The organism is Nocardia sichangensis (genome assembly GCF_047200615.1).
GTDB lineage: Bacteria > Actinomycetota > Actinomycetes > Mycobacteriales > Mycobacteriaceae > Nocardia > Nocardia sichangensis.
Window position 1 is genome coordinate 229,802 of sequence record NZ_JBJZOK010000008.1, and the last position, 15,031, is coordinate 244,832.

At 68.7% G+C, this 15,031-nt stretch carries 14 protein-coding genes; 4 read left to right on the forward strand and 10 right to left on the reverse strand.

Annotation, left to right across the window (positions count from 1 at the left end):
* Nucleotides 1-38 precede the first annotated feature (38 nt).
* The gene (locus ACL03I_RS14210) at nt 39-2,447 is read right to left on the reverse strand and encodes a RelA/SpoT family protein (RefSeq protein ID WP_364425894.1); all 2,409 of its coding nucleotides are present in this window, start codon (nt 2,445-2,447) and stop codon (nt 39-41) included.
* A gap of 342 nt (nt 2,448-2,789) precedes the next feature.
* Complete coding sequence (locus ACL03I_RS14215) at nt 2,790-3,767, reverse strand: alkaline phosphatase family protein (protein WP_412806169.1); 978 nt, start codon at nt 3,765-3,767, stop codon at nt 2,790-2,792.
* A 259-nt stretch (nt 3,768-4,026) separates the two neighbouring features.
* Here ACL03I_RS14215 and ACL03I_RS14220 point away from each other — a divergent pair, with 259 nt between their 5' ends.
* Nucleotides 4,027-4,812 carry a metallophosphoesterase family protein gene (locus ACL03I_RS14220; RefSeq protein ID WP_412806170.1) on the forward strand — a complete coding sequence of 262 codons (786 nt, stop codon included), beginning with the start codon at nt 4,027-4,029 and terminating at the stop codon, nt 4,810-4,812.
* A complete protein-coding gene (locus ACL03I_RS14225) occupies nt 4,809-5,141 on the forward strand; it encodes a YnfA family protein (RefSeq protein ID WP_355070497.1) in 333 nt (110 codons plus the stop codon). Before ACL03I_RS14220 ends, ACL03I_RS14225 begins: the two co-directional genes overlap by 4 nt.
* 268 nt (nt 5,142-5,409) lie before the next feature.
* On the opposite strand, the gene ACL03I_RS14230 is transcribed toward ACL03I_RS14225, so the two are convergent.
* On the reverse strand, nt 5,410-5,919 hold the full coding sequence (locus ACL03I_RS14230) for a winged helix-turn-helix transcriptional regulator (RefSeq protein WP_412806171.1): 510 nt from the start codon (nt 5,917-5,919) through the stop codon (nt 5,410-5,412).
* A gap of 80 nt (nt 5,920-5,999) precedes the next feature.
* Here ACL03I_RS14230 and ACL03I_RS14235 point away from each other — a divergent pair, with 80 nt between their 5' ends.
* Nucleotides 6,000-6,413 (forward strand): nuclear transport factor 2 family protein, encoded by a 414-nt coding sequence (locus ACL03I_RS14235; protein ID WP_356961648.1) that lies wholly within the window; start codon nt 6,000-6,002, stop codon nt 6,411-6,413.
* Nucleotides 6,414-6,423: 10 nt separating this feature from the next.
* Nucleotides 6,424-6,777, forward strand: a complete 354-nt coding sequence (locus tag ACL03I_RS14240; RefSeq protein ID WP_412806172.1) for an MmcQ/YjbR family DNA-binding protein — start codon at nt 6,424-6,426, stop codon at nt 6,775-6,777.
* 7 nt (nt 6,778-6,784) lie between these two features.
* Here ACL03I_RS14240 and ACL03I_RS14245 read toward each other — a convergent pair whose 3' ends face one another.
* The 7 genes from ACL03I_RS14245 to yajC all read right to left on the reverse strand — a co-directional run bounded on the left by ACL03I_RS14245 (nt 6,785) and on the right by yajC (nt 14,987).
* Nucleotides 6,785-8,374, reverse strand: coding sequence for an ABC-F family ATP-binding cassette domain-containing protein (locus ACL03I_RS14245; protein WP_364425906.1), 1,590 nt, complete (start codon nt 8,372-8,374; stop codon nt 6,785-6,787).
* A 163-nt stretch (nt 8,375-8,537) separates the two neighbouring features.
* Entirely contained in the window at nt 8,538-9,143 is a 606-nt protein-coding gene (locus ACL03I_RS14250) for a DUF4291 domain-containing protein (protein WP_412806173.1), read from the reverse strand.
* Nucleotides 9,144-9,236: 93 nt separating this feature from the next.
* On the reverse strand, nt 9,237-9,809 hold the full coding sequence (locus ACL03I_RS14255) for an adenine phosphoribosyltransferase (RefSeq protein WP_355070486.1): 573 nt from the start codon (nt 9,807-9,809) through the stop codon (nt 9,237-9,239).
* A 37-nt stretch (nt 9,810-9,846) separates the two neighbouring features.
* A complete protein-coding gene (locus ACL03I_RS14260) occupies nt 9,847-11,568 on the reverse strand; it encodes an ABC transporter substrate-binding protein (RefSeq protein WP_412806174.1) in 1,722 nt (573 codons plus the stop codon).
* 18 nt (nt 11,569-11,586) lie between these two features.
* Entirely contained in the window at nt 11,587-12,822 is a 1,236-nt protein-coding gene (gene secF / locus ACL03I_RS14265) for a protein translocase subunit SecF (protein WP_355070482.1), read from the reverse strand.
* 5 nt (nt 12,823-12,827) lie between these two features.
* On the reverse strand, nt 12,828-14,507 hold the full coding sequence (gene secD, locus ACL03I_RS14270) for a protein translocase subunit SecD (RefSeq protein WP_355070480.1): 1,680 nt from the start codon (nt 14,505-14,507) through the stop codon (nt 12,828-12,830).
* A 120-nt stretch (nt 14,508-14,627) separates the two neighbouring features.
* Nucleotides 14,628-14,987, reverse strand: a complete 360-nt coding sequence (gene yajC, locus ACL03I_RS14275; RefSeq protein ID WP_355070478.1) for a preprotein translocase subunit YajC — start codon at nt 14,985-14,987, stop codon at nt 14,628-14,630.
* Nucleotides 14,988-15,031: the final 44 nt, after the last annotated feature.

Genomic DNA, 15,031 nt, shown 5'->3' on the forward strand with positions numbered 1-15,031 from the left:
AAGAGCTAATTGACAGCTACTCGAAGGGTTCGCGCGCGTCAGGCCGCGGAGGTGACGCGGTAGACGTCGTAGACGCCCTCCACGTTGCGCACCACGTTCAGCAAGTGCCCCAAGTGTTTCGGATCGCCCATCTCGAAGGTGAACTTGCTGATCGCCACCCGGTCGCCGTGCGTGGCCACCGAGGCGGACAGGATGTTGACCTTCTCATCGGCCAGCACCTTGGTCACGTCGGACAGCAGCCGCGTGCGGTCGAGCGCCTCGATCTGGATGGCGACCAGGAACACCGAGGACGGCGACGGGGCCCAGGACACCTCGATGATCCGTTCGGCCTGCTCACGCAGGGAGCCGGCATTGGTGCAGTCGGTACGGTGCACGCTCACCGCGCCACCGCGGGTCACGAAGCCCATGATCTCGTCGCCGGGCACCGGAGTGCAGCACTTCGCGAGCTTGGCGACCGTGCCGGGAGCGCCGGGGATCAGCACGCCCGCGTCGCCGGTGACCCGCTGCCTGCTCGGTGTCGTCGACGGGGTGGAGCGTTCGGCCAGCTCGTTCTCCACGTCGCCGATGCCGCCGAGCTGCGCCATCAGCCGCTGCACCACGTGGTGCGCGGAGACCTGGTGCTCGCCGACGGCGGTATAGAGCGTGGAGATGTCGGTGTAGTGCAGTTCGTGGGCGACGGCGGTCATCGCGTCGACGCTCATCAACCGCTGCAGCGGCAGCCCGACGCGACGGACTTCCTTGGAGATCTGCTCCTTGCCGCTCTCCAGCGCCTCCTCGCGACGCTCCTTGGCGAACCATTGGCGAATCTTGGCCTTGGCGCGCGGCGACACCACGAAGTTCTGCCAGTCGCGGCTGGGTCCCGCGTTCTGCGCCTTCGAGGTGAACACCTCGACGACCTCGCCGTTCTCCAGCTGACGCTCCAGCGCGACCAGGCGCCCGTTCACCCTGGCGCCGATGCAACGGTGCCCCACCTCGGTGTGCACGGCGTAGGCGAAGTCCACCGGCGTCGACTTCTGCGGCAGCGTGATCACGTCACCCTTCGGCGTGAACACGAAGATCTCCGGCGATTTCAGGTCGAAGCGCAGCGACTCCAGGAACTCGGCGGGGTCGGCGGCCTCGCGCTGCCAGTCCAACAGCTGGCGCATCCACGCCATGTCGTCGACCTCGGCGGTGTCGTTGGAGTGTTTACCCCTGGTCTCCTTGTAGCGCCAGTGCGCGGCGATGCCGAACTCCGCGGTGCGGTGCATGTCCTGGGTGCGGATCTGCACCTCCAGCGGCTTGCCGTCCGGCCCGACCACGGTGGTGTGCAGCGACTGGTAGACGCCGTAGCGCGGCTGGGCGATGTAGTCCTTGAACCGTCCCGCCATGGGTTGCCACAGCGAGTGCACCACGCCGACGGCCGCGTAGCAGTCGCGCACCTCGTCGCACAGGATGCGGATGCCGACCAGGTCGTGGATGTCGTCGAAGTCCTTACCCTTGACGATCATCTTCTGGTAGATCGACCAGTAGTGCTTCGGGCGGCCCTCGACGATCGCGTTGATCCGGGACGCGGCCAGCGTGTTGACGATCTCGGCTCGCACCTTCGCCAGGTAGGTGTCTCGCGAGGGCGCGCGGTCGGCGACCAGCCGGACGATCTCGTCGTATTTCTTCGGGTGCAGGATCGCGAAGGCGAGGTCCTCCAGCTCCCACTTCACCGTCGCCATGCCCAGGCGATGGGCGAGCGGTGCGATGACTTCCAGCGTTTCCTTGGCCTTCTTGGCCTGCTTCTCCGGCGGCAGGAAACGCATGGTGCGCATGTTGTGCAGCCGGTCGGCCACCTTGATCACCAGCACACGCGGGTCGCGGGCCATCGCGATGATCATCTTGCGGATCGTCTCGGCCTCGGCGGCCGCGCCCAGGTTGACCTTGTCCAGCTTGGTGACGCCGTCGACGAGGTGCGCGACCTCGGAGCCGAAGTCCTGGGTGAGCTGTTCGAGGCTGTAGCCGGTGTCTTCGACCGTGTCGTGCAGCAGCGCGGCCACCAGCGTGGTGGTGTCCATGCCGAGTTCGGCGAGAATGTTCGCCACGGCGAGCGGATGGGTGATGTAGGGGTCACCCGATTTGCGGAACTGATGCTTGTGCCGCTCGTCGGCCACATCGAACGCGCGTTGCAGCAGCGTCAGGTTCGCCTTCGGGTACAGCTCGCGGTGCACGGTGGCCAGCGGCTCCAGCACCGGCTTGACCGCCGCGATACCGCGCTGCCCGGTCATGCGGCGGGCCAGACGGGCTCGCACCCGGCGCGAAGCCGAGGTCGGAACGGCGGAAGAGGTGCCGGGCTGACGCGGCGGGGTCGCGTTCGCCGACTCCGGCGATTTCGGGGTCTGCGCGGCGTCGGTGGCGCCCGCACCGTTCGACCGCGGGCCCGACGTCGATTGCTCGACCTTCGCCTCGCCCAGATGCTGAGTCATGCCACCACCTCTCCGCGCCTCGATCGGACCACCCTATCCGACCGGTGCAACCTCCCGGACCACCAACTTTAGTCCGGGCGGAGCACCCACGTCCGCTCTGCTGAGGAAGGATGCGCGCCGGAGTGCCGGGACGACGAACCGGCGCGGGCGCGCAGGGGTCCCGGCCACCCTCTTCCACCGTCGTATTTCGGACACATACGGAGCGCGGCGCTCGGTAGCCTCCCTGCGCACGCGACGCTCTCCGCAGCGAGATTCATTCACTTGACCAGCGCTTTTACCCGATGAGGCGTGATACCCGAACCGGTGGGGCGAGAACTACGAGCCGAGGCGAGACAGGCGCGGTCAGCGAATGGCGGCGGGCTGGGGTCCGGCGAACGGCGTCCGGTCGGAGCCGGGCTCGGAACGAAGCGAGCGACCGTCGAGATCGGCGGCGGGAGCGACGTCGAGCAGGTCGAGCACGGTCGGGGTGATGTCGACCAGGGTGGCTCGGGTACTGGTGGCGCCGGGCCGGAAGTCCGGGCCGCGAGCGATGACGAAGTTGGTCGTCTCGTCCGAGGACTGGCCGCCGTGCCCGCCTTCGGGGGTGTGGCCGTGGTCGGCGGTGACCAGGACGGTCCACCGCTCGGCGGGGTGGGCGGCGGCGCGGGCGTCCACCGCGGCGACGATGCGTCCGACCAGGACATCGATGCGCCGCACCGCGTCGAGGTAGGCGCGCGAGGCGCCACCCGCGCCGTGACCGGCGTGGTCCACCTGGTCCAGGTGGGTGAACAGCAGGTCGGGCGCGAACCTGCCGATCACGGACGCCACGGCGTCGGCGGTGGCGGCGTCGGTGCGCGACTCGTCCGGATCGTCCGGCACGGGCGCGGTGGAGACGACGACGTCGGCGCGCGGGCTGCCGCTGCCGGTCATCGTGGCGATCTGGTCCCAGGTGGCGATGGACTGGGTCTTCGACGCGGGCCGAGCGCGTTCGAGTTGGGTGAACACCGTGGGGTAACGCGCGAACGGCGCGGCGGTGAACTGGTTGTCCGTGATGCCGTGCTTGCGATCCCACACGCCGGTCAGCACGGTGGCCCAGGACGGACCGGAGATGGTGATGTGCGGGGCGATGGACGAACGGCTGAGCAAGCCCTCGCCGCTCAGCCGCAGCAGATTAGGCGCCTGCGCGTGCTCGACCTTGCCGTACATCAAGCCGTCCAACCCGATCACGACCACTTTGGCCGCGGGCGCCTCGCCCTGCGCGACTCCGGCCGCGGCGGAGAGTGGGAGGAACACAGCCGCCGCGGTGGCAACGACTTTCGACACCAGTTGCGCTCCGCTCATATCGCGACCATGCGGGAGCGACCGGCGCGCGCGATAGTCCGACGCGGCAGTGTTCATGGACGTTTCATCGGACGCCACACTGCCCGTAGTCTCACTGAACAGCCCTTGAACAAGGAATAGCCAACAGCTATATACCGATCTCACGGCGGGTCGCTGCCGGGTGAACGCCGAGTTTCCTGCTTCGCCCCGGTCGGCCGTCGCGGACGTGCTTCGCGCCGTCGCTTGACACGCCCTTCGCCGGTATGGCTGGCTGGCCGTTGTGACCCCAGCGCGCACCGCCGAGCGCATTCGCGTCGCGGCCGTCGGCGACCTGCATATGCACGCGGCCGTGGCCGGGCGTTTTCGTCCGGACTTCCTGCGCCTGCCCGATGCCGCGGATGTCCTTTTGCTCGCAGGCGATCTCACCGATGGCGGCACCCGCTCGCAAGCCGATCTGCTGTGCGCGGAACTCGAAAGTCTTCCCGTGCCGGTGGTCGCCGTACTCGGCAATCACGACCATGACGACGAATCGGGCGACCTGATCGCGGCACGGCTCACCGCGGTGGGCGTCCATGTACTCGACGGCACTTCGATCTATCTCGAGATCAACGGCATTCGGCTCGGCGTCGCCGGAGTCATGGGCGGCAGCGGTGGCTTCCCCGGCCATCCCGGCACACCGGACGAGGGGTCCGCCGAACACCGCGCTCGCATGCGGCGCGGTCCGGTCGACGCCCTTCGCCTACGCCGGGCACTCGGCCGGATCGACTGCGAAACTCGCATCGCGCTCACGCATTTCGCGCCGGTCGTCGACACCCTGGCCGGGGAACCGCCGAAGATCTACCCCGGCCTGGGTTGCCAGGATCTGGCCGAGGCGGTCGACGCGGGCGGGGCGGTGCTCGCCATCCACGGGCATGCCCATGGCGGTACCGAATTCGGCCGCACCCAGGGCGGCGTGCCGGTACGCAACGTCTCCTACCCGGTACTGCGGCGCACCTACGCCGTCTACGAGGTCGGGCCGGGCTCGCGACGTCCGGCGGACCACGAGCAAGTACCGTCCCCGCCATGATCGTCGCCCGTTCACTGCTGCTGTTCGCCCTCGCCGCGCTCGCCGAAATCGGCGGTGCCTGGCTGGTGTGGCAGGGCTGGCGAGAACAGCGCGGCGTCGTCTGGATCGCCGCGGGCGTGCTCGCGCTCGGCGTCTACGGATTTGTCGCCACCTTCCAGCCGGACCCGAACTTCGGCCGCATCCTGGCCGCCTACGGCGGTGTCTTCGTCGCGGGCTCGCTGGCCTGGGGCATGCTGGTGGACAAGTTCCGCCCCGATCGCTGGGACTACCTCGGCGCGGCGATCTGCCTGGTCGGCGTCACGGTCATCATGTACGCGCCGCGCCGCTGACCGGAGTATCGCGGCGCCCTCGATCGTTGTCTCGCGAATCCGGTGCACGCCCTCGAGGAACGACCGCGCGAGCGTCCCGCGGGCGGGTGCTCCGATTCACTCGGGTGCGCCGAACGCCCACACCGCCGCAGGCCGGCCGGTCGCTTTGACCCGACGCCGTTCGGCGGTGCGCGCCAGTCCCGGGATGGCCGCCGGCGTCCGGTTCAGGTTCGCCGCACCGGGACGGGCTCCGGACAGCGCCGTGGCGGCCTCCACCGCCGGACTTCGGTCAGTCCGCGGCGTCTGTGGCTTCGAGCACTCCCCCGATCAGCATCGTTCCCGGCGCTTGCCTGCCACCGGGTCCGGAAAGCCACCGGACATTGTCCGCGGTGAGCGACCCACCGCACTCCCGGCACACCACCACGCCCGAGGTTGGCCGCCCGCACTCGCGATGGACCACTACGGCGGGCGGCCCTTCCGGGCCCGCGAGCCATTTGTCACCCCAGGTGAGCAGCATCGCGAGGACCGGATACAGGTCACGGCCACGTTCGGTGAGCAGATACTCGTAGCGGGCCGGATTCGATTGGTACGCCCGCTTTTCCACGATGCCGTGCTCACGCAGCACCTCCAGACGAGCGGCGAGCACATTGGAAGCGATGCCGAGGTCGCGACGCAGATCCTCGAAGCGGGTCAGGCCGACGAACAGATCGCGCAGGATCAACGGCGTCCAGCGCTCGCCGATCGCGTCGACCGTGCGCGCGATCGAGCAAACGATGTCGGAGAAAGCGGCCTTGGGCATTTGCCCAGTCTAGTCCATTGCTTTTTGCAAGTGACTTGAACTAGGTTCGGAATCAGCGACGAGCGAAGGGGTTGACCAGCATGTCCGACGCCATCACCGAGTTCCGATCCGCGACCGAAAGCGGCGACATGGATGCGCTGGCGCGGGTACTCGCGCCCGATGCCGAATTGATCTCACCGCTGTCCGGCCGACTGGTCTTCCGCGGCCGGGACGACCTGCGCGTGCTGCTCTCCGCCGCGTACGGCAGTCTCACCGGCTTGCGGTGGACCGAGGAGATCGGCGACGGCGCGCGGCGCGTCCTGCTGGCCGAAGCCGGGATCGGACCGTTCCGGCTGACCGAAGCGCTGGTGCTGCGGCTCGACGACCAAGGCCGCATCCGCACGTTGCAGCCACACCTACGTCCGTGGCTGACGCTCACCTACCTCGCGGTGCGCCTGGCGCTCGGCCTGTCCAAGCATCCCGGCCTCATGCGGCGTGCGGCCAAGGCCACATAGACTCCCACTCGTGGACCCGCTCGCCCGAATCCGCGCGATCTGCCTGGATCTGCCGGAAAGCACCGAACGGCCCAGCCACGGCTCCCCCACCTTCTTCGTGGCGGCGAAGAAGGCGTTCGTGTACTACCTCGAGGACCGGCACCGGGAGCCGGGTACGACGATCTGGTGCCCGGCTCCCCTAGGCGTGCAGGCCGAAATGGTCGCCGCCGAGCCCACCCGGTTCTTCGTGCCGCCCTACGTCGGGCACCGCGGCTGGATCGGCGTCCGGCTGGACGTGGAACCCGACTGGGACGAAGTCGCCGAGATCGTCCGGGACGGTTACCGACTCGTCGCCCCGAAGCGGCTCTCGGCGCTGCTGACCTGACGGCGGGTCAGGTCACCAGCGTCTCCGTCAATCCCGCCGCGGTGAGTTCCAGACGCCGGGTCACCCCGATGTCGTCGAGGAAGCGCGGATCGTGGCTGACCACGATCAGCGCGCCCTCGAAGCCGGCCAGCGCCTGGGTGAGGTGCTCCAGGCTGGGCAGGTCGAGGTTGTTGGTCGGCTCGTCCAGTAGCAGCAGGCGCGGCGCGGGGTCGGCCAGCAGCAGCATCGCGAGCGCCGCGCGCAACCGTTCACCGCCGGACAGCGCCGCCGCCGCGACGTCGGCGTCCGCGCCGCGGAACAGGAAGCGGGCCAGCTGCGCCCGGATCCGCTCCGCGGAGGCGTGCGGCGCGGTGGAGGCGACATTCTCGAATACCGTCTTCCGCTCGTCGAAGACGTCCAAGCGCTGCGGCAGCATCCGCCACGGCACCTTCGGCCCCTCCTCGACGATGCGCCGCAGCAGCGTCGTCTTGCCGACGCCGTTGCGGCCGGTCAACGCGATCCGCTCCGGACCGGACACCCGCAACGCCACCGTCGGCCCGCACGCCAGCTCGACTCCGTCCAGCTCGATGACGTCCTGACCGGGATACAGCCGCGTGTCGGGCAACTCCACCCGGATCTCCCGATCGTCGCGCAACAACTCCTTGGCCTGCTCGAGCTGTTCCTTGGCGGAGTCCAACTTTTCGATGTGGTTGTTGCGCAACTTGCCCGCGGACACCTGCGCCTGCCGTTTGCGTTCGCCCATCACGATTTTCGGCTCCCGCTTCTGGTCCCACATCTTCTGCCCGTACCGCTGCCTGCGGTCCAGTTTGATGCGCGCCTCGACGAGTTCGCGTGCCTGCTTGCGGACATCGCTGCGCGCGTCCCGGATCGCGGCGCGGGCGGCCTCCTGCTCGGCGGCGACGATCCGCTCGTATTCGCTGAAATTGCCGCCGAACAACCGGAGTTCGCCGTGGCGCAGCTCCGCGATGGTCGCCATCCGATCCAGGAGCGCACGGTCGTGGCTGACCGTGAGCACCGTGCCGGAGAATTGGCCGATCACCTCGTAGAGCCGCGCGCGAGCCACCCGATCCAGGTTGTTCGTCGGTTCGTCCAGCAACAGCACGTCGGGCTCGGCGAGCAGCTCGGCGACCAGTCCGAGCAGCACCGTCTCGCCGCCGGACAGGGTGTCGAGCGTGCGATCGAGATGCTCCACCGAGTCGGCGACATAGTGCAGGCCGAGCCGGGCCAGCAGCGCCAACGCCCGCTCCTCGACATCCCACTGGTTGCCGACCGAGTCGAAGTCGGCCTCGCTGCCGACTCCGGATTCGATGCGGTGCAAGGCTTTTCGCACCTCCGCGATGCCCAGCACCGCGTCGACGCGCTGCCCCAAGCCCAGACCGAGGTCCTGGCGCAGATACCCGAGATGCCCGGCGACCGTGACGGACCCGCGAACGGGCTTCAACTCCCCCGCGATCAACCGCAGCAAAGTGGATTTACCCGCACCGTTCCCGCCGACCAGGCCGATGTGACCGGGCCCGAGCACAGCGTCGAGGCCCTCGAAAACGGGGGTGCCGTCCGGCCAGCCGAAAGTGAGATCGGAAAAAGACAGATTGGTCATGCCAGCTCCCAGAGGTTGCGACGAGACACGGCGCGCGAATGTGGGCCGCACGGTGGCTACCTCAAATGAGCAACGGCAGAACTCCGATCAACGGAAATAAGACCTCTACAGGTTAATCACAACTTCGGCAGATGCGCCAGTGCGATTCGGATCACACGGTTCGTCAGGACGACGCGCCGATGGCGGCGGCGACGGCCGCGGGCAACGGATAGGGGCGCTCCTCGGGAAGGGCCCGAGTCGCCGCCTCCAGCTTCCCGTCCGCTACCAACTGCCGCAGCTGCCGCGCTTCCCCGGTGACATCACGGATCCCGGTGATCCAGCGGTCGAGGAAATGCCCCACGGCGATACCGCCCAAGCCCACTTGCAGGGAGCGGTACGCCAGCGGACGATGCGCGTGGTCACGTTCCGGATCCCACTGGACGCGTACCGGACTCGCCCGCAACCGCTCGGCCCACACCTCACGATCCGGGTGGAGCTTCCGGTCGTAATGGCTGAGGCAGGCATGCGCCAGTGCCCATTCGAACCCGGCACGGGTGATCGTCACCGCCAAGACCCGCTCCTGGCCGGGCTTGCTCGCCCACCCGCAGCGATACATCATCCACAGGAACGAGGGCTTGATCCACGTCATCCGCTCCCGGCGAAACGGCTCGACGAAAGTCCCAGCGGCAACGGCGGGTTCGGCGATCTCCGGGGAGTAGGCCTGATAGACGACGATCGTCCGCTCGTCGTAGACCGCCCGGATCCGGCGCGGCGGCTCCTCAGGTCGCATGCCGCGATCCTGACAGTCGCCGCGGTGGCGAGCAACAGAATTAGGCTGCGAGCGGCTCCCCGCGGGCGGCCCCCGCGCACGGCCGGTGTCGGCTCAGAGCTGAACGATCGAGGTCAGCGGGTAGTCGCCCTGCCGGGCGCGCCCGCCAAGGAAGCCGAGTTCCAGCACCACCGCGGCGGCGGCCACTTCGGCGCCCGCCTGCTTGAAGAGCTCGGCCGCGGCGGCGAGCGTGCCGCCGGTGGCGAGGACGTCGTCCAGCAACAGAACGCGACGGCCGGTCAGGTCGAGGCCGTCCGCGGGAATCTCCAGCGCGGCGGTGCCGTATTCGAGGCTGTACTCGCGGCTGATCACCGGCGGCGGCAGTTTGCCCGCTTTGCGGACGGCGAGCACGCCGGTGCCGAGGGACGCGGCGACACCCGCACCGAGCAGGAAGCCACGGGCGTCGACGCCGGCAACCAGATCGGCGTCGGGCGCGCACGCGGCCAGGCAATCGACCACGGCGCGGAAGCCCTCGGCGTCGGCGAACACCGGGGTGAGATCCGCGAAACGTACACCGGGCGTGGGGAAGTCGTCGTGCCAACGGGTCAAACGGTCGACCACCTCGGCGGCTCTGGTGGTCCGTTCGGCGGCTACATTCTCGGACTCGATCGCCGCGTGCTTGCTCATCGACACCTCTCCATGATCACATCACCCACACCGTCTATCACCGCTCGAGCACCCACCGGTCCATGTTCCAGCCGGTTCCGGCCTGGTTGGGGGCGGCGATCCCGTTGCGCAACCCCTTGCCGAAGGCGATCGTGCGCGGGGTGGCGAACAACGGAATGCTCGGCAGCTCCGCCCACAGCAGGTTCTCGGCCTCGGTGAGCAGATTCAGCTGTGCGGCCGAACTGTCGTCGGCCCCGAGCTGATCGGTGATCGCATCGTAACGGCCGTTGCCGTACCGTCCGAAATTGAGACCGTTACCGGTGCGCAACGCGCTGGTCGCGGCCACTCCCCCGATCGAGCCCGCCGGACCGGGGGCCGACGCGGTGCTGCCGAGGACGGCGTCGACCTTGCCCTCGGTGAGCCGGGCGGGAGTGAAATCGGGCGCTGCGGCGTCCACCACGGTGATACCCGCGGGTTTGCAGGCCTCGGCGATCATGGTGACCGTCTGCGCGCGCCGGTCGTCCGGACCCGCGTAGCCGATCCGGACGGTGGGATTCGGGGCGCCGGAGGCGGCGACGGCCCTGGTCGCGTTCGCCACGTCACCGCCGGAATATTTGTTCGACGCGCCGATGACCGCCGGGTAGAGCAGTGAATCCTGTTGCAGGATATGCGCGTTCAGCGGTCCGGAGCCGAGCCCGGCCTTGGGTGCGTCCGGCACCTTCCCGAGCTTGTCGAACAGCGTCTGGCGCGGCAGGCACAGCGCGAACGCCCGGCGCGCCTCGACCGAGGCGAATACCCCGCCGGTGGACAGCGTCAACTGCTCGGCGCCGCGGCCGGGCAGGGTCTGCACCGAGAATCCGTTCAGATTCAGGTCCTTCACCGAGTGCGCACCGACGTCGAGCACGCCGACGGCGTTGTCGCCGACCTTCTTCTTCAAGTCGAAGGTCTTCGGCCACACCACGATCCGCCCGGTCGCCGGTTTGTTTCCCCACCAGCGCTCGTTGGCCACCAGCACCAAACCGTCTTCGCTGCCGAAGGATTCGATGCGGTAGGGCCCCGACGAGGGGAACCGCGACAGGTCGAGCCGTCCGTCGGCCGGAATGGTCCATCCGGTGTTCCAGAACTCCGCGATCCTGCCGAGGGCGTTCGGATCGCCGGTCTGCAACGCCGACACCACGTTGGGCACGTTCGCCACTTGGGCCGCGACGTGCGCGGGCATCAGCTCACCAGCCGCGAACAGGTTTCGCCACGGCAGGTACCGCCTGCCGGGCCGGAACACCACCGTGGCATCCCGCGAGCCGGGCTGGCAGTCGACCCGCTCGATGGCGTCGTAGCCGCTGGTGCTCGCGGCGTCGAACAGCGGAACGGGGCCCCGATCACCGGGTTTGGTGTACCGCCCGCTGCGGGCGGCCCAAGCAAGGACCAAGTCGTCGCAGGAGGTCGGCACACCGTCGGAGTACACGCCGTCGGGATTGAGGCGGTACTGGATGGTCTGCGACTCGCCCGGCACCTCCTTGGCGGTCCCGAAGTCGGTGTCGGCGACCTGCTGGCCGTCCGGACCGGTGTAGAAGAAGCCGGTCAGTACCCGGGAGAACACCGCGGAGGACCCGGAACTCGCCCCGAGCGAGCTGGCGCCGTTATAGGTGGCGATGGTGGCATCGGTCGCGTAGCCGATGGAGGGCACCTGATTCTTGCTGGAGCAGCCGACCATCAGCCCGGCGGCCAGCGTCCCCGCAGCGAGCGCTCCGATCAGTCGTACCGCACTGCGTGGCTGTCGCATGAAACCCCTTGCCTGGTGTCAGTTCCGCCTCTTGTGCCGTTTGCCGCTCGGGCGCGCGCCGGGTCGCGGCGCCTGCCCGGCCGCGCGCTGCTTGCGCGGCGCCTCTTCGTAGTCCCGCCCGGCTGCCACGCTCGCGCGGCGCTCCGCCGCGACGCCCGCACGGGCGCTCGCCGCGCCGGCCCGCTTGGCCAGAACCTTCTTCGTGTGCGCCGCCACGGGCCCCCAGCGTTCCTTGATCGAGACCAGCAGCGGAGTAGCGAAGAAGATCGAGGAGTACGTGCCGACCAGCAGACCCACCAGCTGTACCAGCGCCAAATCCTTCAGGGTGCCGACGCCCAGCATCCACACCGCGATCACCATCAGCCCGACGATCGGCAGGATGCCGATCAAGGCGGTGTTGATCGAGCGCATGAGCGTCTGGTTCACCGCGAGGTTGGCCTGTTCGCCGTAGGTGCGCCGAGTCAGGTGCAGGATACCGTGGGTGTTCTCCTCCACCTTGTCGAACACGACGACGGAGTCGTAGAGCGAGAAGCCGAGAATGGTCAGGATGCCGATCACGGTCGCCGGGGTGACCTCGAACCCGACCAGTGAGTACACGCCCGCGGTGACCGTGACGTCGAAGGCCAGCGCCGCCAGCGCCGCGATGGCCATGTGCGCCTCGTAGCGGATCGCGATATAGCCCGCGACGAGCACGAGGAACACCGCGAGCGCGATGATCGCCTTGCGCGTGATCTGGCTGCCCCAGGTCTCGCTGACGTCGGAGGTGCTGATCGCGGCCCGGCTCGGGTTGCCGGACTTGTCCTTCGGCTGGAACTCGGCGAACAGCGCGCTGTTGAGCGCCTCGACCTGCTTCTGGTTCAGCGCCTCGGACCGGATCAGCATGGTGGCCGATCCGCCCGCGCCGACGGTCTGCACCGAGACCGGGTCGGTGCCGATCGCGCCGCGGTAGACATCCTCCACCGCGCTGGTGGTCGCGTTCCCCGCCGGGAACTGGATGCGCGAACCGCCCTCGAAGTCGATGCCGAAGTTGAAGCCGCGGAAGATGATGCTGCCCAGCGAGACGAGCACGATCGCGGCGGTGATGATGTACCACATCCGGCGTTTGCCGATCACGTCGATCGCGCCGGTGCCGGTGTAGAGGCGGTTGAAGAAGCCGTGCTTGGGGGTCTGCGCGTCGCCGACCGCCGCGAACACGTCGGTGATCTCGGTGGCGCTCGTCTTGTCGAGCGACGGGGTGGTGTGGCTGTTGGTCATCGTCCTCACGCCTTCCCGAGTGCGGCCTCGGCCGCCTTCCGCTCGCGGGCGACCTGCTGGATCGCGCCGAGGCCGTTCACCGACGGCTTGGACCAGAACGCCGTCCGCGAAGCGAGCAGCACCAGCGGCGAGGTGACCAGGAACACCACGACCACGTCGAGGATCGTGGTGAGACCGAGGGTGAACGCGAAGCCCTTGACCTGTCCGACGGCCAGGATGTAGAGCACCGCCGCGGCGATGAAGCTGACCGCGTTGCCGGACAGGATGGTCCGGCGGGCACGCTGCCAGCCGCGCGGAGCGGCGGAACGGAAGCTGCGGCCCTCGCGCATCTCGTCCTTGATGCGCTCGAAGAACACCACGAACGAGTCGGCGGTCATACCGATACCGATGATCAGACCGGCGATGCCCGCGAGGTCGAGCGTGAACCCGATCCAGCGCCCGAGCAGCACCATGATGCCGTACACCGCGAATCCCGATGCCACCAGCGACAGACCGGTGACGAATCCGAGCATCCGGTAGTACAGGAGGCAGTACAGCAGCACCACCAGCAGGCCGACCGCGCCGGCGAGCAGGCCCGCTTTCAGCGAGGACAGGCCGAGCGTGGCGGACACCGTCTCGGCTTCCGAGGTCTGGAACGACAGCGGCAGCGAGCCGTACTTCAGCGTGTTCGCCAGTTCCTTCGCCGACGTCGCGGTGAAGTTGCCGGAGATCTGGGTGCGGCCACCCTGCTGCGGGCCCTGCTGCACGACTGGTGCGCTGACCACCTTCGAGTCGAGCACGAACGCGACCCGCTTGTAGACGTACTCACCGGTGAGCGACGCCCACGCGTCACTGCCGCCGGACTTGAAGTCCAAGTAGACCTCGTGCCTGGCCTGCTGCTGGTTCAGGCCCGAGGTGGCGTCCTTGATCTCCTGGCCGTCGATGCGGCTCTTGTCCAGCAGGAAGACCTCGGTGCCGTCGGTCGAGCAGGTCACCAGCGGAAGGGCCGGGTCGTCGTTGCCCGCGAGCGGATCGGCCTTTCCACAGTCCATGGTGGCCAGCGCGGCCTGCTGCACCGACTGGTCGGTGCTCTGGCGCAGGGCCTTGGCCGCCTGGATCTCCTTGGTCGACTCTTCGGTGGGCTCCAGACCGGGATTCGTGGGTGGCTGCGTCGGCTGCTGAGCGGGGAACACGCGCTGCTGCGGGGCGGGCGCGGGCTCGGTGGTCTCCGGCGCGGCGGGCTGCGTGGTCTCCGGCGTCGTCGGCTGCGCGGCGGGCGCGGGCTGGGTGCCCGGCGCGGTCTGCGGGGTCGCTCCGCGTCCCGCCGCGGGCACGGCCTGCAGCACGGGACGGATGTAGAGCTTGGCCGTGGTCGCCAGCGCGCGCGCCTGCTGCCCGTCGTCGCCGGGCACGGTGATCACGATATTGTCGCCGTCGATGACGACCTCGGATCCGCCGACACCGAGGCCGTTGACCCGGTTCTCGATGATGTCCTGCGCCTTCTTCAGGCTGTCCTGGCTCGGCTTGCTGCCGTCCGGCGTGCGCGCGGACAGCGTGACGCGGGTGCCGCCCTGCAGGTCGATACCGAGCTTGGGTGTCGGGGACTTGTCACCGGTGAAGAACACCAGCGCATAGATCACGGCCAGCAGCGCGGCATAGACACCGAGCAGCCGCAGCGGGTGCGCCGATCCCTGGGAAGGTGGCACAGTACGTCATCTCCTAGGCGGGAAGTCGAGGATGGAACATGCGGACGTGCACCAGCGCCGCCGGGTGCGCGGACGGACGGCCGCGGCGACATCCGGCGAGCCGGGGCACAACCGGAACGATCAGTCCTTGGTCAGGCGGGTCTCGGTCTGCTCGGCGGATTCCTCGACGGCCTCGGTGGTGTCCGAGCCGGTGGTCTCCGAGCCGGTCTCCTCGGTGCTCACCTGGTCGTCGGTGCGCACCTCACGGATGGCCTGGCGCAGCCACGTGGTGACCACGTCCTCGGCGATCTCGAGGTCGACCGTGGTGTCGTCGAGTTCGACCACGGTGCCGTACAGACCCGACGTGGTGACGACCTGATCGCCGATCTTCAGGCTGTCCTGCATCTGGGTGACCTTCTCGGCTTCCCGCTTCTGACGGCGGACACCGAGGAACATCGGCACGAGCAGGGCTACCAGTAGCAGCGGAAACAGCAGTTCCATCGTCGAAGTCAGTCCCTAGTGTCGTGGGTGGGATGGGCAAGTAC

Excerpts from the sequence above, each read along its gene's own strand:
- ACL03I_RS14210 (WP_364425894.1), bottom strand. The coding sequence starts at position 2,447 with ATGACTCAGCATCTGGGCGAGGCGAAGGTCGAGCAATCGACGTCGGGC.
- ACL03I_RS14215 (WP_412806169.1), bottom strand. The coding sequence starts at position 3,767 with ATGAGCGGAGCGCAACTGGTGTCGAAAGTCGTTGCCACCGCGGCGGCT.
- ACL03I_RS14225 (WP_355070497.1), top strand. The coding sequence starts at position 4,809 with ATGATCGTCGCCCGTTCACTGCTGCTGTTCGCCCTCGCCGCGCTCGCC.
- ACL03I_RS14230 (WP_412806171.1), bottom strand. The coding sequence starts at position 5,919 with ATGCCCAAGGCCGCTTTCTCCGACATCGTTTGCTCGATCGCGCGCACG.
- ACL03I_RS14235 (WP_356961648.1), top strand. The coding sequence starts at position 6,000 with ATGTCCGACGCCATCACCGAGTTCCGATCCGCGACCGAAAGCGGCGAC.
- ACL03I_RS14245 (WP_364425906.1), bottom strand. The coding sequence starts at position 8,374 with ATGACCAATCTGTCTTTTTCCGATCTCACTTTCGGCTGGCCGGACGGC.
- ACL03I_RS14250 (WP_412806173.1), bottom strand. The coding sequence starts at position 9,143 with ATGCGACCTGAGGAGCCGCCGCGCCGGATCCGGGCGGTCTACGACGAG.
- ACL03I_RS14255 (WP_355070486.1), bottom strand. The coding sequence starts at position 9,809 with ATGAGCAAGCACGCGGCGATCGAGTCCGAGAATGTAGCCGCCGAACGG.
- ACL03I_RS14260 (WP_412806174.1), bottom strand. The coding sequence starts at position 11,568 with ATGCGACAGCCACGCAGTGCGGTACGACTGATCGGAGCGCTCGCTGCG.
- secF (WP_355070482.1), bottom strand. The coding sequence starts at position 12,822 with ATGACCAACAGCCACACCACCCCGTCGCTCGACAAGACGAGCGCCACC.
- yajC (WP_355070478.1), bottom strand. The coding sequence starts at position 14,987 with ATGGAACTGCTGTTTCCGCTGCTACTGGTAGCCCTGCTCGTGCCGATG.